General features: G+C 66.6%; 20 protein-coding genes and 2 pseudogenes. 13 read left to right on the top strand and 9 right to left on the bottom strand.

All coding sequences use genetic code 11. The features are described 5' to 3' along the window. From JWQ89_RS12355 to JWQ89_RS12380, 6 genes are all read right to left on the bottom strand, one after another. On the bottom strand, positions 1-1,188 hold the full coding sequence (locus JWQ89_RS12355; protein ID WP_299641425.1) for a hypothetical protein: 1,188 nt from the start codon (positions 1,186-1,188) through the stop codon (positions 1-3). Then, positions 1,130-3,505, bottom strand: coding sequence for a polysaccharide biosynthesis tyrosine autokinase (locus JWQ89_RS12360; protein ID WP_299641427.1), 2,376 nt, complete (start codon positions 3,503-3,505; stop codon positions 1,130-1,132). Before JWQ89_RS12360 ends, JWQ89_RS12355 begins: the two co-directional genes overlap by 59 nt. A gap of 30 nt (positions 3,506-3,535) precedes the next feature. Next, entirely contained in the window at positions 3,536-4,240 is a 705-nt protein-coding gene (locus tag JWQ89_RS12365) for a polysaccharide biosynthesis/export family protein (protein ID WP_299641428.1), read from the bottom strand. A 37-nt stretch (positions 4,241-4,277) separates the two neighbouring features. Then, on the bottom strand, positions 4,278-5,087 hold the full coding sequence (locus JWQ89_RS12370) for a CpsB/CapC family capsule biosynthesis tyrosine phosphatase (protein WP_299641431.1): 810 nt from the start codon (positions 5,085-5,087) through the stop codon (positions 4,278-4,280). Positions 5,088-5,178: 91 nt separating this feature from the next. Then, the gene (locus tag JWQ89_RS12375) at positions 5,179-5,637 is read right to left on the bottom strand and encodes a hypothetical protein (protein WP_299641432.1); all 459 of its coding nucleotides are present in this window, start codon (positions 5,635-5,637) and stop codon (positions 5,179-5,181) included. A gap of 192 nt (positions 5,638-5,829) precedes the next feature. Then, positions 5,830-6,003: a hypothetical protein gene (locus JWQ89_RS12380; protein ID WP_299641433.1), complete on the bottom strand. Its 174-nt coding sequence runs from the start codon at positions 6,001-6,003 to the stop codon at positions 5,830-5,832. 246 nt (positions 6,004-6,249) lie between these two features. Here JWQ89_RS12380 and JWQ89_RS12385 point away from each other — a divergent pair, with 246 nt between their 5' ends. The 5 genes from JWQ89_RS12385 (at position 6,250) to JWQ89_RS12405 (ending at position 11,861) form a co-directional block, all read left to right on the top strand. After that, positions 6,250-7,269: a substrate-binding domain-containing protein gene (locus JWQ89_RS12385; protein WP_299641435.1), complete on the top strand. Its 1,020-nt coding sequence runs from the start codon at positions 6,250-6,252 to the stop codon at positions 7,267-7,269. Between the two features lie 137 nt (positions 7,270-7,406). After that, positions 7,407-8,909, top strand: coding sequence for a sugar ABC transporter ATP-binding protein (locus JWQ89_RS12390; RefSeq protein WP_299641438.1), 1,503 nt, complete (start codon positions 7,407-7,409; stop codon positions 8,907-8,909). Next, the gene (locus tag JWQ89_RS12395) at positions 8,906-9,856 is read left to right on the top strand and encodes an ABC transporter permease (protein WP_299641440.1); all 951 of its coding nucleotides are present in this window, start codon (positions 8,906-8,908) and stop codon (positions 9,854-9,856) included. The genes JWQ89_RS12390 and JWQ89_RS12395 overlap by 4 nt, the downstream gene beginning before the upstream one ends. An 11-nt stretch (positions 9,857-9,867) precedes the next feature. Further along, on the top strand, positions 9,868-10,824 hold the full coding sequence (locus JWQ89_RS12400; protein WP_299641442.1) for an ABC transporter permease: 957 nt from the start codon (positions 9,868-9,870) through the stop codon (positions 10,822-10,824). A 2-nt stretch (positions 10,825-10,826) separates the two neighbouring features. Further along, positions 10,827-11,861 carry a LacI family DNA-binding transcriptional regulator gene (locus tag JWQ89_RS12405; protein ID WP_299641444.1) on the top strand — a complete coding sequence of 345 codons (1,035 nt, stop codon included), beginning with the start codon at positions 10,827-10,829 and terminating at the stop codon, positions 11,859-11,861. Here the strand turns inward: JWQ89_RS12405 and JWQ89_RS12410 are convergent. Continuing rightward, entirely contained in the window at positions 11,845-12,507 is a 663-nt protein-coding gene (locus JWQ89_RS12410; protein WP_299641446.1) for a DUF4396 domain-containing protein, read from the bottom strand. The genes JWQ89_RS12405 and JWQ89_RS12410 overlap by 17 nt on opposite strands. Positions 12,508-12,960: 453 nt before the next feature. Here JWQ89_RS12410 and kdpF point away from each other — a divergent pair, with 453 nt between their 5' ends. The 6 genes and pseudogenes from kdpF (at position 12,961) to JWQ89_RS12440 (ending at position 21,029) form a co-directional block, all read left to right on the top strand. After that, positions 12,961-13,101 (top strand): K(+)-transporting ATPase subunit F, encoded by a 141-nt coding sequence (gene kdpF, locus JWQ89_RS12415; protein ID WP_299641448.1) that lies wholly within the window; start codon positions 12,961-12,963, stop codon positions 13,099-13,101. Positions 13,102-13,138: 37 nt separating this feature from the next. Continuing rightward, a complete protein-coding gene (gene kdpB, locus JWQ89_RS12420; RefSeq protein WP_299641449.1) occupies positions 13,139-15,208 on the top strand; it encodes a potassium-transporting ATPase subunit KdpB in 2,070 nt (689 codons plus the stop codon). A gap of 122 nt (positions 15,209-15,330) precedes the next feature. Next, positions 15,331-17,019 carry a potassium-transporting ATPase subunit KdpA gene (gene kdpA, locus JWQ89_RS12425; protein WP_299641451.1) on the top strand — a complete coding sequence of 563 codons (1,689 nt, stop codon included), beginning with the start codon at positions 15,331-15,333 and terminating at the stop codon, positions 17,017-17,019. Positions 17,020-17,040: 21 nt separating this feature from the next. Further along, complete coding sequence (gene kdpC, locus JWQ89_RS12430; RefSeq protein ID WP_299641454.1) at positions 17,041-17,604, top strand: K(+)-transporting ATPase subunit C; 564 nt, start codon at positions 17,041-17,043, stop codon at positions 17,602-17,604. A gap of 28 nt (positions 17,605-17,632) precedes the next feature. Next, the gene (locus JWQ89_RS12435; protein WP_299641456.1) at positions 17,633-20,347 is read left to right on the top strand and encodes a sensor histidine kinase KdpD; all 2,715 of its coding nucleotides are present in this window, start codon (positions 17,633-17,635) and stop codon (positions 20,345-20,347) included. After that, positions 20,344-21,029, top strand: a pseudogene (locus JWQ89_RS12440) (response regulator transcription factor). Before JWQ89_RS12435 ends, JWQ89_RS12440 begins: the two are co-directional and overlap by 4 nt. A 5-nt stretch (positions 21,030-21,034) precedes the next feature. On the opposite strand, the gene JWQ89_RS12445 reads toward JWQ89_RS12440, so the two are convergent. After that, the gene (locus JWQ89_RS12445; RefSeq protein WP_299641458.1) at positions 21,035-21,889 is read right to left on the bottom strand and encodes a 5'-3' exonuclease H3TH domain-containing protein; all 855 of its coding nucleotides are present in this window, start codon (positions 21,887-21,889) and stop codon (positions 21,035-21,037) included. A 140-nt stretch (positions 21,890-22,029) separates the two neighbouring features. Between JWQ89_RS12445 and JWQ89_RS12450 the strand changes: the two are divergent. Beyond that, positions 22,030-22,778: pseudogene (locus JWQ89_RS12450) on the top strand (COG4280 domain-containing protein). Beyond that, positions 22,775-22,981 carry a hypothetical protein gene (locus JWQ89_RS12455; protein ID WP_299641460.1) on the top strand — a complete coding sequence of 69 codons (207 nt, stop codon included), beginning with the start codon at positions 22,775-22,777 and terminating at the stop codon, positions 22,979-22,981. The pseudogene JWQ89_RS12450 and the gene JWQ89_RS12455 overlap by 4 nt, the downstream one beginning before the upstream one ends. Before the next feature lie 74 nt (positions 22,982-23,055). Here the strand turns inward: JWQ89_RS12455 and JWQ89_RS12460 are convergent, their stop codons facing one another. Further along, positions 23,056-23,307 (bottom strand): hypothetical protein, encoded by a 252-nt coding sequence (locus JWQ89_RS12460; protein WP_299641463.1) that lies wholly within the window; start codon positions 23,305-23,307, stop codon positions 23,056-23,058. Between the last annotated feature and the right edge of the window lie 342 nt (positions 23,308-23,649).

The following is a 23,649-nucleotide window of genomic DNA, read 5'->3' on the forward strand; positions in this document are numbered from 1 at the left end:
TCAGAGACGACTGATGCGCAGCGCCCGGAATGTCACCTCTCCCCTGTAGCGAGCACGCCAGCTGTCTGTCTTGGTGTCGGTTTCGATCGATACCTGCTGCAGTGCGCAGGCGTCACCGGGAAGTTCGAACTCGGCGGACACGCTCCGCGGGCCGTAGCTCCCCTCGGGCACCTCAAGCTCGACGAGCGGCGAGCGCGCTCCCGAACAGGCAAGGCGCCAGTAGAGACCCTTGGGCGCTTCGAGACCGACGGCGGCTATATCGGCCTCGAGCCGATAGGCGCCCGGCGGCAAGCGCAAGCGCTGCGTCACGGTACCCAGGCGGGCGGGACTGTCGAGAAACCTCATTCGCAAGCCGCCGCCGGCAAGCGGCAGGGTGACTTCGGCGGCGCCGTTCGACTTGGCGTGCCAGCCGAAATAGCTCGCGGTAGCGCCGGTGACAAAGGCCGGGTCATAGATGTAGCCGGCCCGCGCCCGCGCCTCCGGGCCCAGAGTTGAGAGAAACAGGGAGTGGGCAGCGCCGATGGCGTTCGCATCGGCAAGGGCGGCGACCACCAGATTGACTTCGGCCTTGCGTCGGACGTCGGCAGCCTCTCCTTCGGTTGTCAGCAGGTCCCGCGCGAACGCCAGGCCGTTGCCGTTCTTCACGAGTTCCCGCAAGGCGCCGGTCCGCCACGGGGGTGAATCGGCGAGCATGGCTGCAAGCGCGTTCCGGCCGGCATCGGACGCCGAGGCCGCAACGACGACCGGCAGCACCCGGGGCCCGTATTCGGGCCAGCGGCGGAGGATCGCATCGGTGAAGCTCAGGGCTGCCGCGATGTTGCTGTTCGCGAGCGCCCTGTCAGTGAGACTGAGCAGCGCATGGATTTCCGTCCTTGAGTGCTTGAGCGCCACTTCATAGAGCCGCGTTGCCGCCTGCGTTTCCCCCTGCCGCTCGAGCACGGCGCCCAGCAGGCTGTAGCCCCGCGCATCGCCGGAGGCATGGGAGATGAGGTCGCCGGCGGAGCTCCGGGCTGCATCGAGGTCGGGGTCGTCCGCGTTCAGGGCGCCCACGAGGGCGTTGACTCGCGCCTCCGTGTTGAACGGATTGAGCGACAGCGCGAGAGCCGGATCCTGAACTTCGAGCAGGTGGCTAGCTCCGCTCAAGCAGAGGGCGAACATGCCGGCGATAGAGATGAGCCACAGAATCACGCCACTTGCCGGCAGGCCTCGTTGGCTCAACTTTGCCCCCGTGTTCGATCCTCGAAGTCTCCGCCTCGCCCTCCGCGCCATAGGAGTAGTATCCCTGGTACATGTAGCGGTGCGAGTGGCCGTACTCGATGCGCCCGAGGTCGAGCTTTGCCAGCACCGACCCGACGATGTGGCCGCCCGCCGAGTGAAGGCGCTTGAGCGCGGCGCGCGCCGACTTGCGAGGCGTCTGGTGGGCCGCGACGACGAGCATCGATGCCTCGGACATCCGCGACAGGATGAGCGCGTCCGAAAGCCCCATTACCGGCGGACCATCGAGAATCACCAGGGAGTAAGCCTTGGAACAGGCGCGCAGCACCGCCCCCATGCGCGCCGAGGACAACAGGTCCGCGGGATTGGGAACCATCGGACCGGTGGCGAGGAAGCTGAGGTTCGGATGGGTTACCGAGGGGTGGAACAGCCGCTGGATGTCCTCCGGCGCCACCGAGTTGGTGAGCAGGTTCGTGAGGCCCATGGTGTTGTCGGTCTTGAATACCCGATGCAGGCTCGGCCGGCGCAAATCGCAATCGATGATCAGCACCCGGCTGCCGATTGCCGCAAACTCCTCGGCCAGCTTATGGGCGCTGGTCGACTTGGTTTCCCCGGGCTCGGAGCTGGTGATCAGCAGCGTATGCGGGGCGCCGTCGGCACTGGAGAATTGCAGGGACGTACGAAGCGATCGGTAGGCCTCCGAGAGCGTCGAACGCGGGTCGGCGAGCCCGTCGGCCAGCTTCTCGCCCTCGGCATTGGGGATGATGCCGAGCACCGGAAGCTTGAGTTCGGATTCCAGCTGGTCGGGAGCGCTGAACTTGTTGTTGAGCAGTTCCAGGACGTAGATGATCGCGACGCCGAGCGCGGCGGCGGCACCGAGGAACAGCAGCAGGTTGCGCAGCAAGCTCGGCTCGAACGGCTGCTTGGGCGTCACCGCGCTCTCGATGACGTCGACATTGGTGCGGCGCAGGTCGGAAACCACGCCAAGACCGTTCCGCTTGTCGATGAGGGTCTGATACTGCGCGCGATTGGATTCCACCTCGCGATTGAGGATGGTGTACTGAATGTTCTTGTCGCGGAAGGCGACCTGTTCGGCCTCGAGCTCGGACAGTTTCTGCTTGAGATCCGCTTCCTCCTGGACGGCGGCCTCATTGCTCAGGCGGATCGAGCCGGCGATTGCATCCACGCCGTTCTGCAGCTGGCGCTGCATTTCGGCGATCTGCGCCGATAGCCGCTGCATGTCGGGGAAGCCGGGCTTGAACGTGCCGAGCTTCTGCTGGTACTCGGCCTTCAGTTCCGCGATCTTGCCCTGAACCGACTGGATGGCCTCGCTGTCGAGGACTTCCTTGAGCTGGGCGGCGTCGCCCTGTTCGATCTGCCGAACCAGCCGTTCGGTTTCGAGTCGCTTCTGGACTGCGGTGGCGAGGGCGGTATTGATGGCGCTGATGCTGGCGGTGATCAAGGCGCCGTCTTCGCCGGCTCCCCCCAGCTGCTGGTCCTTGGAGTAGGCGACGAGCGCCGCCTCCGACTCCTCGAGGCGGCTCTTGGCGTCCGCCAGCTGTTCGTCGATGAATTCGCGGGCCAGGTCCGACGTCTCGATGGTCTGGTCGACCTGCTGGTCCATGTAGCTGCGCACGATCTGGTCGGTGATCTGGCGCGCCATCTGCGGGCTCTGGCTGGCGAAGCGCACTTCGAGCAGGCTGGTGCCGCGCAGCAGGGTGACGGTGAGCTCCTTGAGCACGAGTTCGATGGCCCGCTCGTCCCGCTCCTCGGCGGTAAGATCGCCGAGCTGGGACTGGCCGGCACTGCCGAAAACCCGGGACACGATGTTGCCGAGGGAAAAGTCCGGCTGCGGATTGAGGAACTCGCCGTCATTGGCGAGATTCAGTTCGACGACGACACGGCGCGCCAGGTCCCGGCTCTTCAACTTCTCCTTGGCGGTCTCGAAGGTGCGAAGGTCGTTCGACTGCGCCACCACGTCCATGTCTTCGAGAATACGCGCCGTCGGGACCATGATCTCGATCCGGGCGGTGGCTGCGTATTTCGGCGACTGCATCAGCGTCGTCACGACCCCGAGAACGAGGCCGACGGCCAGCAGGGTGGCCAGCAGCCAGCGGTAGCGAACGGCGAGCCACAACAGCTTGAGCGGGTCGAAGGGCTCGGCGGCATCATCCTCGAACGGCGCACCATAGGCATCCCAGCCGGGCGCGGCGTAACCGGGAGCCGCCGGCAGGGCAGCGCCCGCTCCCGCGCCGCGCCAGGGCAGCTGTCTGTCATTGCGGTCCAGCATCGATCGTCCCCATCCCGGCCGGCACCCCGGCTACAATAGCCCTGATGCGTTGCGGGCAAGGCCCAGAGCTTGCCCCAGGTTGCTGCCAAGGACCTTCATTCCGGACGGGAAGGCAACGACGATGTCCCCGCCATAGACCTGCGTGTCCGGCCGGCGACCCGCGCGAATGGCCGCAACGTCGTACTGGGCGACATAGTCCCGCCCGTCGATCGTGCGGTAGACAAAGACATTGGCAGGATCGCCGATCGAGTTGAAATTGCCGGCCGCCGCGATGACCCGGAGCAGGGTGGTATTGCCGCTGACCGGGTAGGAACCGGCCTTGTTGAACTCGCCGTCGAGCGTCACCGATTGCTGCAGGCCGAGCGTGACCTGGGGGTTTTGCAGGTAGCGGCTGCCGTACCGCTGCACGACCTCGGCCTCGAGCGCTGAAATGGTCTTGCCCGCCGCGTCGATCGTGCCGACCAGCGCCAGTGAAATCTGTCCGTTGGGATCGACCTGCACGTCCCGGTCGAGTTCGTCGACGCCGAACACATCGACCTTGATGCTGTCGCCCACGCGGACGACCTGGCTCACGTCGCTGCCGACCCCGACCGGCGGCGGCAGGTTGGCCACCACCTGCAATGAGCCGGCGCCCTGCGACGCTCCCGACTGGCCGCTTGAACCGGTGTTGCCGTAGCCCGCGCTGTTGATGCTTGCCGAGGCGCAGCCGCCGAGGCTCAATGCAACGAAAAGCATCAGGACAAGTCGTTTGGGTTGCAACATCATCTCGACCTTATCCTCGCAGCCGCTTGACCCAGGAAGCCAGTTTCGAGCCTTCCTGCCGGAGCCTGGTTGTGGTTTGCGCGGGACCCGGTCTCTGCCGGCGCGGCAACGGCTCATTTCTGAGGATTGCGGCGGGCCGGCCCGAGACCATCTCGACCGCCGCGTCGTCGCCACACCGCCGCGCGATCGCGTTGACCGCCGCCGAAAGTACCGGGGGACGTCCGGCGGTATTGTGGGCATCGCTCGCAATCACATCGACCATTCCCTCGTCCAGCATCCTCTCCGACCAGTATTGCGCACGGCGACCGAAGCCCCCGGTGATCGAGGCGGCGGTCAGTTGGATGAGGGCGCCGTTGTCTACCATCGCCTCGATGACCTCGTAGTGGCTCTCGATCCAGCCGAGCCGCTCGGGATGGGTGACGAGAGGCACGAACCCGGCGGCGATCAACGCACTCACCAACTCGTCGAGCCTCGGAGGCATGACGTGGTGTGGCGGCTCGAGCAGAAAATAGCGGGACCCGCCAAGGGTCGGCACCTCGCCGGCTCCGAGCTTTGCCACTAGGTCCGGGGCGACGTGGACATCGGCGCCCATCCACAGCGTGAGTTCAATGTCCTCGCTGGCGAGCATCTCTACCAGCCTCCGGATCAGCGGCAGGACAGTCGCGGACGAATTGTCATACACGCCCGGCGTGACGTGAGGCGTGCAGGCAACGTGGGTTATTCCATCTGCAACAGCCATTCGCGCCATCGCAATTGAGGTCGCGAAATCGGGGGGGCCGTCATCGACGCCTGGCAACATGTGACAGTGCAAATCGATCATCGCACTGTGTTGCTATGCATGGCCGTAACCCAATATTGGGGCGTGTCTTACCAAGCGCCCATGGCCACGAGGTGGCCAGCCGGATAAATCGTTATCTGCTCGCCGGATCGTCCAGACCGAGACCGACAAACAGGCCCACCCCGGCGGCCAACCCGCCTGCAATCACCGTCCCGGCGCCGTCCTGCTCGACTTCGCCGACCGATTCCTGCTGGATGCGCACGCAGAGATTGTTGCCCACGGGAGTGATGGTGAGCTGTGCAGAGGCGCCGAGTGCAAGGTCGCAGCCCCCGCCGAGCGACAGCGTCGCCGAGGATGTTCCGCCGGTCGATACGACGTCGCCGACATTGATGGTGGTTCCGGCGCCGGCGCTCTCGAGGCCGGCGGCGCCGGTCTTGAACACGTCGCCGTTCGCCACGGAAATCGATCCGAGGGCGCCCGATGGCGGGGAGGAAAGCAGGCAGGCGCAGTTGCCTTGCGCCAGGGCCGCAGACGGGACGATGATCAGGGAGAGCGAAGTCGCAATGGACAGCACGCCAAGTGAGAGAGCCAACCGCTTGGAAACCATTATCAATCAATGCCCTAGGTTGAGACTCATTTCCCCACGCAAATTTGTATGCGCACTTGGGGGGCAACATCAAGTCTAGCATCTGCGCGGCAGCAATGCTGGCAGCAGAGTGTTACCGAACTGCAAATGTAGCAAGCGGCACACTGACTATCGGCAGAGCGCCGCAGCCGCCTAAGTTCAGACCGAGCGGCCTGACCGGGCCGCCGCCGCACCCGCAGGCTTCCAGATCACGAAATAGCGGCCGAAGCGACGCATCGGCACATGCCCGTCATGCTCCGCCGAACTGAGCTGGAGGTAGGTGGCAATCTTGAGAGTGCCGACGGGCAGATGGATGCGGAGCGGGGACCTCATCCCGAAGCTTTAGGATCGGGGCGAAACCTGGTCAACATCGTGGCATTTTCATGCTGTGGATGTGGTTCCGGCTCTGCCACCAAACCCTCGGCGGGTAGCTGGGAGACGAGTGGAAACGGTGCCCGTGACGCCCGCCAGGTCGCCCAGCCTTGACAGGCACTGCATGTAACCGGTTACATCACGCAGTTCCGCGTTGCGGATGGAGAAGCCTGCGCAGTCCAGCCGGGCACCCAAGGGAGGCTACAAGTGAAGAAAGTTCTCGTCCTCGCGGCGGCGGCCGTCGCGCTCATGACCGGCACGGCGCTGGCGGAAACCTACAAGATCGGCCTTTCCAACGGATGGGTCGGCTCCGAATGGCGCACCCAGATGATCGAGGAAGCGCAGGCAGCCGCGGCGGCCTGGAAGGACAAGGGCGTCGACATCGAGTTGGTGATCCAGAGTTCGGACGTCGATGTGCAGGGCCAGATCGGCGCCGTGCGCAACATGATCAATGAAGGCGTCAACGCCATCATCATCAATCCCAACAGCCCGACCGCGTTCGACCCGATCTTCGCGCAGGCCAAGGAAGCCGGCATCCTGGTCGTCGCCACCGACGCCGAAGTGTCGTCGCCCGATGCCATCTATGTCGGCATCGACCAGACCGACTACGGCCGCAAGGGCTGCGCCTGGCTGGCCGAGACGCTCGGCGGCAAGGGCAATGTCGTGACCATCAACGGCGTCGCCGGCCACCCGGCCAACGAGATGCGTGCCGCCGGTTGCAACGAGGCTCTCGCCGCGCATCCCGATATCAAGATCGTCAACGCCGCCAATGCCAACTGGGACCAGGCCCAGGGTCAGCAGACCATGCAGAACCTGCTCGCCACCTATCCCGACCTCAACGGCGTCTACGTGCAGGACGGTATGGCCGCCGGCGCCTGGCGCGCCATCGAAGCGGCGGGCAAGACCGCCTCGATCGCCGCCACCGGCGAAGTGCGCAAGGACTTCCTCGACCTGTGGTCGGCCGGCAAGTACAACTCGGCCGCGTCGGTGAACCCCCCGGGCGTGATGGCTTCGGCCCTCAACGTGGCGGTGCTGAAGCTGCAGGGCAAGGAATTCAAGGACGGCATCTTCGGCGGGGTATACGGCAACGCCATCTTCCTCGACATCCCGTTCATCGACAACTCGAACCTCGCCGATGCAGTGGCTGCCGCCGACGGCAAGCCGGGCCACTGGTCGGTCACCCAGTTGCTGTCGGTTGAAGACGCGCAGTCGCGCTTCTTCAAGTAACTAGTATCCGGGGACCGGGCGCCTTGCGCCCGGTCCCTCTTCCGAGCGGGCTGCTTCCGGCCCTTCGGGGACGTGCCCCGTTGCCTCGTGCCGGCGACGCGGCGAAGATGTTTCGCCCAAGCCACTGCGGATCGCCGATGCCCCCCGTGCTCGAAGCCACCGGAATTGCGAAGCACTTCGGCGCCGTGGTGGCGCTGTCGAACGGCAGCCTCAGCGTCGGCAAAGGTGAGGTGCATGCCCTGCTCGGGGCCAATGGCAGCGGCAAGTCGACGCTCTGCAAGATCATCGCGGGCACGGTGGCGCGCGATACCGGGTCGCTCCGCCTCGACGGCAGCGAAGTCAGCCTCAGGACCCCCCGCGAAGCGGAGGCTCGCGGCATTGCGCTGTTCTACCAGGAGCTGTCGCTGGTGCCGCAGCTTTCGGTTGCGGACAATATCTTCCTCGGCCATGAGCGCACCGGCGCCGGCGGGTTCCTCGACGCGAGGCAACTGCGCGCCGACACCGACCGCCTGATCGCCCGGTTCGCCAGCGTGGCGGGCACCGGCTTCACCGCCGATGCACCCGTATCGGGCCTTGCGCCCGACCAGCGGCAGATCGTCGAGATCCTCAAGGTCCTCGCCCGCAAGCCCCGCCTCATCATCTTCGACGAGGCGACCGCGGCGCTCGACCGCCGGCAGGTCGAGCTGTTCTTCGCCATTCTGCGCGAGCTCAAGGCCGAGGGTGTCTCGACCATCTTCATTTCCCACCGCATGGACGAGATATTCGAGATCGCCGACCGCATCACGGTGATGCGGAATGGCGCCACGGTGGCATCGTTCGCGAGCAGCGAAACCGATCGCGACGCAGTCGTCCGTTCCATGGTCGGCGACGTCGGCATTCGTGATCGCGTCGAGCGCGCCGTGCCCCCCTCGTCCGGAGCGCCTCGCCTTAAGCTCAAGGGCGCCAGCAGCCGTCGCGTTCGCGATGTGTCGCTGACACTGCGGCCGGGCGAGATCCTCGGGCTGGGCGGGCTGCAGGGGCAGGGCCAGTCGGCGCTGCTGCAGGGCCTGTTCGGGGCGCTGCCCTTCGCCTCCGGCACGCTCGAGATCGACGGCAGGCCGGTCAGCATCAGGAAGCCGGCGGACGCGGTCCGTACCGGCCTTGCCTATGTGTCGGGCGACAGAGGCCGGGACGCGGCGCTGCACGGTCGCTCGATCTTCGAGAACATCGGGTCGGCGACGATGGTGCGCGAGAAGCTGGCGCTGGTCTGGCCGCGCCACCTCAGGCCCCGCTTCGAGGCCGCCGCCGCTGCGCTCAATACCAAGTATGCGGGGATGGAGGCGCCGATCGGATCGCTTTCGGGCGGCAACCAGCAGAAGATCTTCATTGCCCGCTGGCTCGCCACCGACGCGCCGGTGCTGCTGCTCGACGATCCGACCAAGGGCATTGACCTCGCCGCCAAGGCCGACTTCTTCGCCCTCGTGCGCAACCTCGCCGACAAGGGCACCAGCATCATCTTCTATGCCTCGGAAGATGCCGAACTGCTGAGCCTCTGCGACAGGATCCTGGTGTTCAATTCCGGCGCCGTCTCGGCGGAATTGGCCGGCGCCTCGCTCGACAGCTTCCATCTCACCAACGCTGCCTATGGAGAGGTCGCATGAGCGCCGTCGCCGGGTTCCTGCGCAGCCGGCTGTGGCTGGTGACGCTCAGCGCGCTCATGGCGCTGTTCGTGGTCAACTGGATCCTGCAGCCCAACCTCGTCACGCCCAACGTGCTGAAGTCGAATCTCTCAGTCTTCCTCCCGGTCATCCTCGTCGCCATCGGACAGACCTATGTGGTCCTCGGCGGTGACATCGACCTCTCCGTCGGCTCGATCGTTGCCCTGGTGAACGTGGTGACGGTCAGCGTCATCGCGGCGCTGGGGGGCGGGGCAGGGGGCGTGCTCGGCGGGATCGCGGCCGGCCTCGTGGTCGGCATTGCCTGCGGCCTGCTCAACGGCGCGCTCGTCGCACTGCTGCGCTTCCAGGCCATCGTCACCACCTTCGCCACCGGCATCATCTTTGGCGGGCTGGCGCTCATGGTGCTGCCCACCGCGGGCCTGCCGGTACCGGCGGAGTACTGGCGCACCTATGGCAGCAGTCCGCTCGGCTTGCCGGTCGTCCTGTGGGTGCTGATCGCGGCGCTGGTCATCGTGGCGGTGATCGCCGGGCGCCCGTTCATCAAGCACCTGGCGGCGGCGGGCGGGCAACGCGCCGCGGCCTTCCAGACCGGGCTCAAGCTCGCGCAAATCCGCATCCTCGCCTATGCCCTCTGCGGTCTCTTCGCGGCGTTCGCCAGCCTCTGCCTCACCGGCGAGACCGCAAGCGGCGACCCGCTGATGGGACGCACCCTGGCGCTCGCCTCGATCTCGGCGGTGGTGCTCGGTGGCACGGCGCTGGCCGGCGGTTCGGGCAGTGCCTTCGGCTCGGTGCTCGGGGCGCTGGTGCTCGGCATGATTGGTAATGTCATCTTCTTTGCCGGCCTGCCCTTCGACTACCAGACGCTGATCCAGGGCCTCATCACGCTGCTGGCGCTCGCTGGCGGCGTGCTGGTGGCGCGGCGCAACTGAGGGCGATCGAAATGAACCGCATCAAGACCATCCTCACCGATCCGCTGGTCCTCGCCGCCCTCTCGATCCTCGTCCTGCTGGCTATGGGCGAAGTGCTGTCGCCCGGGTTCGCGCGAGGCGACCAGATCATCCGCCTGCTCGTCGTTTCCGCCATTCTCGGCATGGTCGCGGCCGGCCAGAGCCTCGTCGTCATCGGCGGCCGCGAGGGCATCGATCTCTCCGTCGGCGCCCTCATCTCGCTGGGCGCCGTGCTCGCCGGCAATGCCATGTCCGGGAACGATGGCGGGATCCTGCCCGCCATCCTCGTGGCCGGCGGCGTCACCTTCGTCATCGGGCTGATCAATGGTCTGGGTGTCACCCTGCTGCGCATCCCGCCGCTGGTGATGACATTGGGCATGACCGGCGTGGTGCAGGGCGGGCTGATCGTCCTGTCGCGCGGCATCCCGTCGGGCAACGCCGCCCCTTCGCTGATGGGCTTCGTCAACCGGCCGCTGCTGCTGGGGCTGCCCGGCGTGTTGTTCCTGTGGGCGTTGCTGGGGCTCGGCATGTGGTTCCTGCTGCGCCGCACCCAGCTTGGCTATGCCATCTATGCGATGGGCTCGAACGAGCGCGCCGCGGTGCTGACCGGCCTGCCGGTGCGGCTGATCCGGACCCTGCTCTATGGTCTCTCCGGCCTCCTCGCCGGCGTCACCGGGGTCGTCGTCATCGGCTATACCGGTAACAGCTTCGTCTCGGTCGGCGACCAGTATGTGCTGCCCTCGGTCATCGCCGTGGTCATCGGGGGCATTTCGCTCGCCGGCGGTTCGGGCAACTATTTCGGCGTCATGCTGGGCGCCATCGCGCTGACCCTGCTGCAGAGCGTATTGACCACCCTGCAGCTCGAGTTCTGGGGCCGGCAGCTGATCTTCGGCGCGGTACTGCTGCTGCTCATGCTGCTCTACGGCCGGACCAAGCAGTTGCGAGTCTAGGGATGGCCCCCACGATCCGGCGGGTTGCAGAACTGGCAGGCGTCTCGATCGCCACCGTGTCGCGCACACTGGCCCAGCCCGGCAAGGTCACCGAGGCGACGCGCGAGAAGGTGCTGGATGCGGTGCGGCAGACCGGGTTCGTCCCCAATCGGCAGGCCGTGGACTTTCGGCGGCAGGCCACCAACAACGTCGTGCTGCTGGTGCGCGACATCACCAATCCGTTCTATCTCGAGATCTATCGCGGCATCGAGGAGTTGGCCTTCGCCAACGGCTACCGCGTGCTGATGGGCGATGCCGGCTACGACGACGCGCGCGTCGTGCGCTATGTCGACATGGTGCGCAACCGGCAGGCGGACGGGCTCATCCTGATGACCGGCTGGATTCCGGACTCGGTCCCCGAAGCGAGCCTGCCGCAGACGGTCATCGCGCTCGAACTGATCGAGGGCAGTACGCTGCCGGCAGTCGCCATCGACAACCGCAAGGCGGCGCGCCTCGCCACCGAGCACCTGTTGTCGCTGGGCCACCGGCGTATCGCCCATGTCACGGGCCCGATGCGCCTCGTGATGTCGACCGAGCGCCACCAGGGCTATCTCGACGCCCTGGCCGGCGCCGGCATCGCGGCCGATCCGGCGCTGACTCATGTCGGTGACTTCCATTTCGGCAGCGGCCAGGCGGCGATGCGGCAGTTCCATGCGCAGGGCAGCGCGTTCACCGGCCTGTTCTGCAGCAACGACGAAATGGCTGTCGGCGCCATCAACGAGCTGCGAAGCCTGGGCAAGCGAGTCCCGTCCGACATTTCCGTCGTCGGTTTCGACGACATGGACTACGCGCTGTCCTCGGACCCGCCATTGACCTCGATCCGCCAGCCGCGGCGCGAGATCGGCCGGCAGGCCATGCAGATGATGGTCGACCTGCTGGCCGGCAAGGCACTGGCTTCGGGCCACCTCGAGGCGGGCGTCGAACTCGTCGTGCGCGCCAGCACCGCGCCGCCCAACGCGTCCAGTGCCGATGCAAGTCGAGTTACATCGACGACTTGATGCCCCATCGGATGAGGACCCAGTTCGCCGGAAAGGCCGTTATGAAGCCAACGATCATGCCGATCTGCATCATGAACCAGAAGACGGCGTTGTCCGGTCTCGGGTGCCACGGGACCAGAACGTAGAAGGCCAGCGCCATCCACGCGAACATTCCGACCTCGAATGCGACGAGCGACAGCGTGTCCGCCTTTACGGCATCGATGAGGGCCCTGGCGGGCGGGACCCGCCGCATCTCCCGGATGGGGAAATACTGAAAGGCTATGCCAAGCACATATGCGAAGATGAACTCCGCCGCGTATTCCGCAAACAGAACGGTTCCGAACAGCGTCAATCCGAAGCCGAAGACGACCAGGGGACCAAGGATATCGCCGACGACGCAGCCGCTGCCGCAATGCGTCGCGGAGACAAAGACGCCCTTCCAAAATGGCGCCCTGCCCTTCACGTGGGGCCCATCGGCCGCAATCGGCCGACCCATGGCACTATAGAACCACAGGCCAAGCAGCGGGAAATACAGGCCGGTGACCGGCCACACGATGTTCATGATCCGCATCTTCTGCGGATGTGCGATGAGATCGATGGAAATGATCACGGCAGTCAGGACTCCGAGGGCGACCGAAGTCCACGACAGCACGTCGAGCCAGGACATTGCGCCGATCTCCAGTCAGGTTGTCCTTCCGGTCGGATCGGGCCCGCCGGACACCGCAAATTCTGGTTCGACGACCGAGGGGGCCGCTTGTCTGGGGTTGCCGGACCTGCGGCAGGCTTGCGGTCTTGTGGGGTCCTGCAGTGAATCTTGCGGCCATGCGGCACGAGTGCCCGCGGTGAAAGTCTGGGCTTTGCCAGGTCGGGGCGAAATCCGGAGCGAGGGCAGCGGTTGCGCATACGCGGCAAGCTGGCGCAAGAAGCGCCGCCGCCGTCGCGATATGCCCGGCGCCTGGCACTTATGAGATTCCTATAGCTGCGGCTGGGACTCCATCTCGAAATCATACGCTGCGAAGTGCCAGTACTGCTGCGCCGAAGCTGCTGACGCACGTCATGAGCCGGGCCCTTTGATCGGCTCGCCTCCTGGCTTCAAGCGCAGTGACAGTGCGGCAGCGAAATGGACAACAGACGGCCGGTAGGCACCGGCCCATTGGCGCGTGAGGTCACCATGATCTTCGACTTGATACTCGGCGGCGCGGTAGCAGCCTGCCTCCTCGTCTACCTCGTCTACACCCTGCTCAGGCCCGAGAAATTCTAGACGCCTGATCCGAACCATTCGACGACTGGAAGCCGCCATGCCCTCCACCGAACACAACGCGCCGTCGCTTTTGGACGGCAGCATCATCGGTCCCGCCATCATCGGGGCCTTCACCAAGCTCGATCCGCGGGCGCTCGTGCGCAATCCGGTGATGTTCGTCACCGCCGTCGGCGCCGTGCTGACCACTATAGGAATCGTCACCGCAGACGGGGATCGAGGCTTCATTTTCCAGCTGGCGCTGTGGCTCTGGTTCACGGTGCTGTTCGCCAACTTTGCCGAAGCGGTGGCCGAGGGCCGCGGCAAGGCCCAGGCCGAGAGCCTCAGGAGGGCGCGGCGCGAAACCACGGCGCGACGCCTCGTCAATGGGCGCGAGGAACAGGTCGCCGCCACCCTGCTGCAGAAGGGCGACACCGTCGTCTGCGAAGTCGGCGACATCATCCCCGCCGACGGCGAGGTGATCGAGGGCATAGCCAGCGTCAACGAGGCGGCGATCACCGGGGAGTCGGCGCCGGTGATCCGCGAGGCGGGCGGCGATCGCAGCGCCGTCACCGGCGGCACCACCGTCATCTCCGATCGCATCGTGGTTCGAGTCACCATGGAGCGGGGTGCGGGTTTCCTCGACCGCATGATCGCCATGGTCGAAGGCGCGCGGCGGCAGAAGACGCCCAACGAGATCGCGCTCACCATCCTCCTCTCGGCCTTCACGCTGATCTTCCTCCTCGTTTGCGTGACGCTCTGGCCGTTCGGCTTTTACGCCGGCACCTCGTTCTCCGTGCCGGTGCTGATCGCGCTGCTGGTCTGCCTGATCCCGACGACCATCGGGGGCCTGTTGAGCGCCATCGGCATCTCGGGCATCGACCGGCTGATCCGCCGCAATGTCATGGCCACCAGCGGCCGCGCCGTCGAGGCGGCGGGCGATGTCGACGTGCTGCTGCTCGACAAGACCGGCACGATCACGCTGGGCAACCGCATGGCGACGGAATTCCATCCGGCGCCCGGGGTGGCGGCGGAGCGCCTAGCCGATGCGGCGCAACTGGCCTCCCTCGCCGACGAGACCCCGGAGGGCCGCTCGATCGTCGTGCTCGCCAAGGAGAAGTTCAACCTGCGCGGTCGCGAGGTCGCCGAGCCGCATGCGGTGTTCGTGCCGTTCACGGCCCAGACCCGGATGAGCGGGGTGGATTTCCCTGCCCTGGCTGACCAGCCGGCGCGGTCCATCCGCAAGGGTGCCTCGGACACCATCAAGGCGATGGTGGAGCGCCTCGGCGGCCAGTTTCCCGAGGCGGTCACGCGCAGTGTCGACGAGGTCGCACGCTCCGGCGGCACGCCGCTGGTCGTCGTCGAGGGCAGGGAGGTCCTCGGCGTGGTCCAGCTCAAGGACGTGGTCAAGGGCGGCATCAAGGACCGCTTCGCGCAGTTGCGCCAGATGGGCATCCGCACGGTGATGATCACCGGCGACAATCCGCTCACCGCCGCCTCGATCGCGGCCGAAGCCGGCGTCGACGATTTCATGGCCGAGGCCACCCCCGAGATGAAGCTCGAGCTGATCCGGCGCGAGCAGGCCGGCGGCCATCTCGTCGCCATGACCGGCGACGGCACCAATGATGCCCCGGCACTGGCCCAGGCCGATGTCGGGGTCGCCATGAACACCGGCACCCAGGCGGCGCGCGAGGCCGGCAACATGGTCGACCTCGACAGCAATCCGACCAAGCTGATGGAGATCGTCGAGATCGGCAAGCAACTGATCATGACCCGCGGGGCGCTCACCACGTTCTCGATCGGCAACGACGTCGCCAAGTACTTCGCCATCCTGCCGGCGATGTTCGCGGCGGTCTATGCGGCGGACGGCGCGACCAACGGGCCGCTCTCGGCGCTCAACATCATGGCACTGGCCTCGCCGCAATCGGCGATCCTCAGCGCCGTGATCTTCAATGCGCTGATCATCGTCGTCCTGATCCCCATTGCGCTGCGCGGCGTCGCCTATCGCGCCATCGGTGCCGCGGCCCTGCTGCGCCGCAACCTTCTCATCTACGGCCTCGGGGGTGTCGTCGCGCCCTTCATCGGGATCAAGCTCATCGACCTGATCCTGAGCGCCCTGCACCTGGTCTAGGCCGAAAGGAAACAGCCATGTGGATTCTTTACCTCCTCCTCGGCCTCGCGGTGTTCGCCCTCATGTGGTGGCTGACCCTCGTCGTCGATCAAAGCTGAAGCCCGGATGCCGGAGCTCGTGAAATGACCTTCAACGCAATTCTCTACGTCCTTTTGATTGTCGGCGGCTCGGCGCTCCTGAGCTGGCCGCTCGGCCGCTACCTGAAATGGGCGATGGACCCGGCCGCGTCCGCCGGGGGCGGCAATCGCTGGACCCGCGCCTTCCAGGCGATCGGCGGCCCGCTGACCCTCAAGCAGCAGAACTGGAAGCAGTATCTGCTGGCGCTCCTCGCATTCAACGCCGTCTCGTTCACGGTGACGGTGCTGATCCTCGCCCTCCAGCAGTACCTGCCGCTCAATCCGGACGCCAAGGGCGAGCTCGATCCGAGCCTCATCTTCAATACCGCCGTGTCCTTCGTCACCAACACCAACCTCCAGCACTACTCGGGCGAGGTGGCGATGAGCTACGCATCGCAACTGGGGGCGCTGATGTGGCAGCAGTTCGTGTCGGCGGCCACCGGCATCGCGGCTCTCGCGGCCATGGCCCGCGGCCTCGCCGGCCGGACCAACATGGGCAATTTCTTCGTCGATCTGCAGCGCGCCACGTTCCTGATCCTGCTGCCGCTTGCCATCTTGGTCGCGATCCTGCTGGTGTTCGGCGGCATGCCGATGACGCTGCAGGGTTCGGCGATTGCAACGACCCTCGAGGGCATCCAGCAGACCATCGCCCGGGGACCGGTCGCGGCGTTCACCGCGATCAAGCAGCTGGGCACCAATGGGGGCGGCTTCTTCGGGCCGAATTCCACCCAGCCGTTCGAGAACCCGACCTTCTGGACCAACGTGCTCGAGGCGATCGCCATCACCATCATCCCGATGGCGTGCGTGTGGATGTTCGGCCGCATCGTGGGCAAGATGCGGCATGCCGGCATCGTCTTCGTGGTGATGGCGGTGCTGATGCTGACCCGCATCGGCTTCGCCGTGTGGTTCGAGCAGACGCCGACCGAGGCGTTCAATACACTCCCCATCGCTCAGAACGTGGGCAATCTCGAGGGCAAGGAATTGCGCTTCGGCGCAGCGGCCGGTCCGGTATGGGCCGTGCTCACCACTTCGACGTCGAATGGCTCGGTCAATGCCATGCTCGACAGCCTCAATCCGCTTACCGGGCTGATGCCGATGATCGGCATGTGGCTCAACGAGGATTTCGGCGGCGTCGGCGTCGGGTTCATCAACATGTTCGTCTACATCGTGCTCGCGGTGTTCCTCGCCGGCATGATGGTCGGACGAACGCCCGAATATCTGGGACGGCGGATCGAGGCCTACGAGGTGAAGCTCGCCGTCATCGCCACGCTCTCCCACTCGTTCCTGATCCTCGGGCTGGCGGCGCTGTTCGCGGCCACGCCGTGGGGGACGGCGGTGCTCAACAATGTCGGCGCGCACGGCTTTTCCGAGATCCTCTACGAGTTCTCATCCTCGAGCGCCAACAACGGTTCCGGCTTCGAAGGCATCAACGACACCATCTTCACCGTGCCGTGGAACATCGCCACGGGCCTCGTGATGATGCTGTCGCGCTTCATCCCGATCATCCTGCCGCTGGCGATTGCCGGCTCGCTCGCCGCCAAGCGCCCTGCCGCGGAGTCGGCCGGCACGCTCGGTACCGAGAGCGGCACGTTCGGGGTGATGCTGCTGGTGACCATCGTCATCCTGGGCGCGCTCACCTTCTTCCCGGCGGCCGCCCTCGGGCCGATCGCCGAGCACTTCCAGTTCTATCACTAAGAAGAAACAGAGGAGCACCAGATGCAGTCCTTCCTCGCCAGCCTGCGCCTCGTCGTAGCGACCATGCTGATCTCAGTGGTCGCCTACTCGGCGGTCGTCCTCGGCATCGCGCAGTTGCTCACCCCCGCGACGGCCAACGGGTCGCTGATCGCCAATGCCCAGGGGCAGGTCGTCGGCAGCAAGCTGATCGCCCAGAAGTTCACCGAGCCGCGCTACTTCTGGCCCCGTCCCTCGGCGGTCGACTACAATGCCGCGGGCGCCGGCGGGTCGAACAAGTCGCCGACCAGCACCGACCTGACCGAGCGGGCGACCGGGACCGTCGCGGCCTACGGGGCGACGGCCGCCAACCCGCTCCCGGCCGACCTCGCCGCGGCCTCCGGCGGCGGGCTCGACCCGCACATCACCGAGCAATCGGCGCTCTACCAGGTGCCGCGGATCGCCGCGGCGCGCGGCATTCCCGCTGCCGGCATCGACGAGCTGGTGGCTCGATATTCCTTCGCGCCGGGTGGTATCCTGGCGCCCGATCGCCTGGTGAACGTGCTCGAACTCAACCTGGCGCTCGACCAGATGGCTCCCGCGAGCTAGCGCGGAGCGGCCGGCAGGGGTGGCGTGAATGATGTCCGACGATACCTCCGAACGCGGCCGCCCCACGCCGGAGGCGCTCCTCGAACTGGCGCGGCGCGAGGATAGCCGCGCCGGCAAGCTCAAGATTTTCCTCGGCGCCGCCCCCGGCGTCGGCAAGACCTTCACCATGCTGGAGAACGCCCGGGCGCGCCGGCGCGAGGGCGTCGACATTGTCGTCGGGGTGGTCGAGACGCACGGGCGGCAGGAGACCGAAGCGCTGCTCGAGGGGCTCGAGGTGCTGGCGCGCCGCCGCATCGACTACAGGGGCCACATGCTCGAAGAAATGGACCTCGACGCTATCCTCGCCCGCAAGCCGGGGATCGTTGTCGTCGACGAACTGGCGCATTCCAATGCCCCCGGCAGCCGCCACCCCAAGCGCTATCTCGACGTCGAGGAGATTCTCGCCAACGGCATCGATGTCTACTCGACCCTGAATATCCAGCACGTCGAGAGCCTCAACGACGTTGTGGCGCAGATCACCCGCATCCGGGTGCGTGAGACGGTCCCGGATTCGATGCTCGACCGCGCCGACGAGATAGAACTGGTCGACCTGACGCCGGGCGACCTGCTGCAGCGGCTGCGCGAGGGCAAGGTCTACGTGCCGCGGCAGGCCGAACACGCGCTCGAGCACTTCTTTTCGCCCGATAACCTGACGGCGCTGCGCGAGCTGGCGTTGCGGCGCACTGCCGAACGCGTCGACGAGCAGTTGCTGCGGCGGATGCAGGCGCAAGCCATTTCCGGCCCCTGGGCGGCGGGCGACCGCATCCTCGTCTGCATCGACGAGGACCCGCGAGCCCTGGCCCTGGTGCGTTATGCCAAGCTTCTGGCCGATCGCCTCCATGCGCCCTGGACGGCGCTCCATATCGAATCCCGCCGCACGGTGCAGTTGAGCGAAGAGCAGCGCGACCGCATCGCCGATGCGCTGCGGCTGGCACAGTCGCTGGGCGGGGAGGCGATGACCATTCCGGGCGGCGCCCGGCGCATCGGCGACGACGTGATCGCCTACGCCAAGGCCAACAACATCACCCAGATCATCATCGGCAAGTCGGTACGCAGCCGCTGGTTCGAGCTGGTCAACGGCTCGGTGGTGCGTGACCTCCTGGCGCAGGCGGGCAACATCGCCGTCAGCGTCGTGCCGGGGGAGGAGGGGGCAGGCGATGTCGCGCCGTCGCAGGCGCTGCCCACGATCGGCACGCGGCCGCCTTTCGACCTCAAGCCCTATGCGTTCTCCACCGCCATCATCGCGATCGCCCTCGGCATTGGGTTTCCCCTGCGGCCCATCTTCGGGGAGGCCAATCTCGACCTGGTATTCCTCACCGGCGTTGTCGCCGTTGCGGTGCGCTTCGGCCTCTGGCCGTCGATCTTCGCCAGCATGCTGGCGGCGCTCGGATACATTTTCTTCTTCACCCAGCCATATCTGAGCCTCGAGATCTACGATCCGCGCAGCGCGCTGGCCGTGGTGTTCTTCACGGTGGTGGCCATCGTCGTCTCGAACGTCGCCGCGCGGGCCCAGATCCAGGCCGTTGCCGCCAATGCCCGCAGACGGACGACGGAGTCGCTCTACGCCTTCTCGCGCAAGCTCGCCGGCGTCGGCGCCCTCGACGACGTGCTGTGGGTCACCGCATACCAGACGGCGCTGATGCTTAAGGCAAGGGTGGTGCTGCTGCTGCCCGAGAACGAGACACTGGTGGTCAAGACCGGCTACCCGCCGGAGGACGTGCTCGATCCGGCGGACATCGCGGCCGCGAGATGGGCATGGCAGAACGATCGGCCGGCGGGCCGGGGTTCGGATACGCTGACCGGGGCGAAATGGCTGTTCCTGCCGATGCGAACCGGGCGCGGCCTCGTCGGCATGATGGGGTTAGGCATCGACAACCCGCTCCTGACCCCCGAGCAGCGCCGGCTGCTCGATGCGCTGATCGACCAGGGGGCGCTCGCCATCGAGCGCGTCGCCCTGGCCGAGGATGTCGAGCGCACGAAGCTGACGATGGAAACCGAGCGCCTCCGCTCGGCGCTGCTGACCTCGATCTCGCATGATCTGAAGACGCCGCTGGCTTCCGTCCTCGGCGCCGCCAGTGCGCTGCGCGACCTGTCGGGCCTCAGCGACGCCGAGCGCATCGACCTGCTCGCCACCATCATCGAGGAGGCGGAGCGCCTCAACCGGTTCATCGCCAATCTCCTCGACATGATCCGGCTGCAATCCGGGGCCGTCATGCCAAACAGCGCCCTGCACGACGTCAGCGAGATCGTCGGAAGCGCCTTGCGGAGGGCGGAGAAAATCCTCGCGCGGCACCACGTGGACGTCGCCTTGTCCCCGGACCTGCCGATGCTCGAGGTGGACCCGGTGCTGTTCGAGCAGGTGCTGTTCAACGTGCTCGACAATGCCTCGAAATACGCGCCGCCCGGCACGACGGTTTGGGTCCGCGGCGAGCGCTTCGGCGACCGGGTGCGGCTGCAGATCGAGGACGAAGGCGAGGGCATCCCATCCGGAGAGGCCGAGCACATCTTCGACCGCTTCCATCGCGCCGAGAAAGGCGATCAGGTCCGCGCCGGCACGGGGCTCGGGCTGACGATCTCGCGCGGCTTCATCGAAGCCATGGGGGGCACGATTTCGGCCGGCAACCGGATCGACCGGAGCGGCGCGGTGTTCACCATCGAGATGCCGGTGCCTGTTGGCGGCAAGCGGATCGGACCGACCCCATGAGTGTTCCCCTCAAGGTCCTCGTCATCGATGACGAGCCGCCCATTCGCAAGCTGTTGCGGATGGGCCTCGGGACGGAAGGGTATGAGGTGCTGGAGGCCCCGAACGGCAGGTCCGGGCTGGAGCTGTTTGCCCAGGACCCCGGACTGGTCATTCTCGACCTGGGCCTGCCCGATATCGATGGGCTCGAGCTGCTGCGGACCATGCGGTCGCGCAACGAGTCGGTGCCGATCGTGGTGTTGTCGAGCCGCGGCGACGAGACCGCCAAGGTGCAGGCGCTCGATCTCGGCGCCGACGACTACGTGACCAAGCCATTCGGGATGGAGGAACTGCTGGCCCGCATGCGCGCCGCCGTGCGGCATCAGTTGCAGGCGCAGGGCGAGCGGCCGATCTTCCGCATCGGGGAGCTTTCGGTCGACCTGGTGCGGCGGATCGTCAGGATCGGGGACGACGAGGTGAAGCTCTCGCCCAAGGAGTACGACCTGCTGCGGGTGCTGGTGCAGCACGCCGGCAAGGTCCTGACGCACCGGTTCCTGCTCGGGGAACTCTGGGACACCTTGACCGATGCCCAGTACCTTCGCGTCTATGTGCGCCAGCTCCGCCAGAGATCGAGGCCGACCCGCAGCGCCCGCACTATGTCCTCACCGAAACCGGCATCGGCTACCGCCTCAGGGCTCCGGACTGAGCAGACTAGCGGCCAGCCGTCGCCAGTTGCCCGAGCCGCCCGGCGAGCGCCTTGAGCTCCCAGTCACGCGCGAGCGCCGCGGCCTTGTCCCATGTCGGGGTGCAATCGGGGATGGGCGGCAGCGGCGCCGTGGGGTCCATGGTGGCGATACGCCGATAGAGCCGCAGGTCGTCGGCCTGCGCGGGGAATCGGTTGTCGGCGATCATCGCCTCGAGGTCAGGATAGCGCTTAAGCAGGCTCGCCGCAGTCGTCGCGCCCACGCCACGCGCACCGGGAATCTTGTCCGACGGGTCGCCGCGCAGCGCGATGAAGTCCGGCACCTGCTGCGGCTCGACGCCGTAGCGCTCGAGCACCTGCGCGGGGCCGATCCGCGCGATCTCGCCGGCCTTCACCGGATGGAGGATGGTGATCGATGCCGAAGCCAGCTGGAAGGCGTCGCGATCGCCGCTGGCAACGAGCGCTGTGCCGCCGCGCCGCTCCTCGGCGGCAACGGCCGCGGCGAGGAAATCGTCGGCCTCGTAGCCCGCCGCCTTGGCGGTGACGAAACCGCAGGCACGCACGAACTCGGGCAGCACGCTCAACTGGTCGACGATCTCGTCCTCGAATTCGCGGCCACCCTGATAGGGCGGAAACTCCAGCACCCGCCAGGTCGGGGCATCGAGCGTATCCCAGCCGGTGACAACGGCGCGCGGCCGCTCGGCCTCGTATAGCCGCAGCAGATAGTTGGCGAAACCGACGATCGCCCCGCCACCTTTGTTGCCGGCGCGCCGGATGGACTTGGGCAGCCCGTGATAGGCGCGGTGGGCGAACGAGTCGCCGTCGATGACGAGGAGCGGACGCTCCGGCATCTGGTTGTTCACGATGCTTGCCCCCGCACGCTCGGCGTATCCAAATCGAGGCAGACTAAACTACAGTATGCTGGCGCAGGGAACACTGCGACGATAGATTTCCGCCGCTCGTTGCCGAGCCGCCGCCGCGTTCAGGGGACTCGGAACTCCACATGACTGCCACGATCTTTTCCACGGTCACCGCTGCGTTCCTCGCCTCGTTCGTCGAGGTGGTCGAGGCGTTCACCATTGTTCTGGCCGTGGGCCTCACCCGCGGCTGGCGGCCGGCCTTCGTCGGCGCCGGGCTTGCCCTGCTGTTGCTCGCCGCACTGGTGCTGGTGTTCGGACCGCTGTTCGCCCTGATCCCGATCAGGGTGGTGCAGTTCGTGGTCGGCGTGCTGCTGATCCTGTTCGGCATGCGCTGGCTCAGGAAAGCCCTGCTCCGCTCCGCCGGGGTGATCGCGCTGCGTGACGAGGCCAAGGCCTTCGCGGCGGAAACCGCCGAACTCGCGAGCCAGACAAGCGACCGGCGGGCGGATTATCTCGCCGGCCTCGCCGCCTTCAAGGCGGTGCTGCTCGAGGGCATCGAAGTGATCTTCATCGTCATCGCCGTCGGGCGACGCGCGGGCTCACGCTCTACGCCGGGCTCGGCGCACTCGCGGCTTTCGTCGTGGTGATGGTGATCGGCCTCGCCGTGCACCGGCCGCTGTCCCGCGTGCCCGAGAACACGCTGAAATTCGTCGTCGGCCTGATGCTGACCAGCTTCGGCATATTCTGGACCGGGGAGGGGCTGGGCGCCGAATGGCCCGGCGCCGACCTGTCGCTGCTGGGGATTTTCGCCGTCATGGCGCTCGCCTCTTGGGCGATCCTGCAAGCGGCGCGGCGGGGCCGCGCCACGGCTTCCCAGGGAGCTGCGGAATGAGATTCCTGCGCACCGCCGCCACCGAACTCATCGGCATGTTCATCGACGACGGCAACCTTGCACTCCTCTCGGTGGTGCTGATCGCTCTTGTCACGATGGCGGTGCTGCTGCTCGGCCTGCCGGCGCTATGGGGCGGCGGCGTGCTGCTGGCGGGCTCCATTGCCATCCTGGCGTCGAGCGTGCTGCGCGCCGCCAGGCGCTAGTGCCTTGCGTTCTGATGGAAACCTGCAGCCCGCGCCCCCTCTCCCCTGAGGGGAGAAGGATAGGGCACCAAGGCTCAGGCAGCGGCCTTCTGCCGCGGCAGCGGATAGCCGGCGGCCTCGTAGAGCGAGCGGATCGCGTCGCCGTCGAAGCGGCGCTCGTTGACCTCGAGGAACGAGCCGATCAGCCAGGAGCCGGGGACGTCCTCCATGATGAACTGGATCGCCTCGGCGGCCGTCTTGAAGCGGCGGTACTGGTCTCGCGCCGACTTGGCGTAGCGGCGGCTGGGGTAAAGCTCGGCGGGGGCGTCGTAGTTGAAGGTGTCCATTTCGTTTCCTTTCGGGCTGATGGCCTGCCGGTGCGGCTCGGGCGCTTGCGTTCGAGCGGGTAGTCCCCGCTACGGTAGAGTTGTGCCAGCGCATCGCCGGTGAACACGCGGTCGTCGACGTGAAGCCGGGCCCCGTGCAGGCTGACGGGTGCGGCTTCCTCGAAGGCAAAGCGCAATGCATGTGCCGCGACCCGGAAGGCTCTGGGGCCCTGGGCCGTGGCAGTATCCCAGTCGCGTCCGAGATAAAGCTCGGCGCGCGCCCGGTAGTTCAGATTTGTCATTTGATCTCTATCGACCCGGCTTGGTGGCGCGGGTTTCTTGTTGGACGCCTCGACCGAAGAC

The sequence above is a fragment of the Devosia sp. genome, assembly GCF_028290645.1.
In the GTDB taxonomy this organism is placed as follows: domain Bacteria; phylum Pseudomonadota; class Alphaproteobacteria; order Rhizobiales; family Devosiaceae; genus Devosia_A.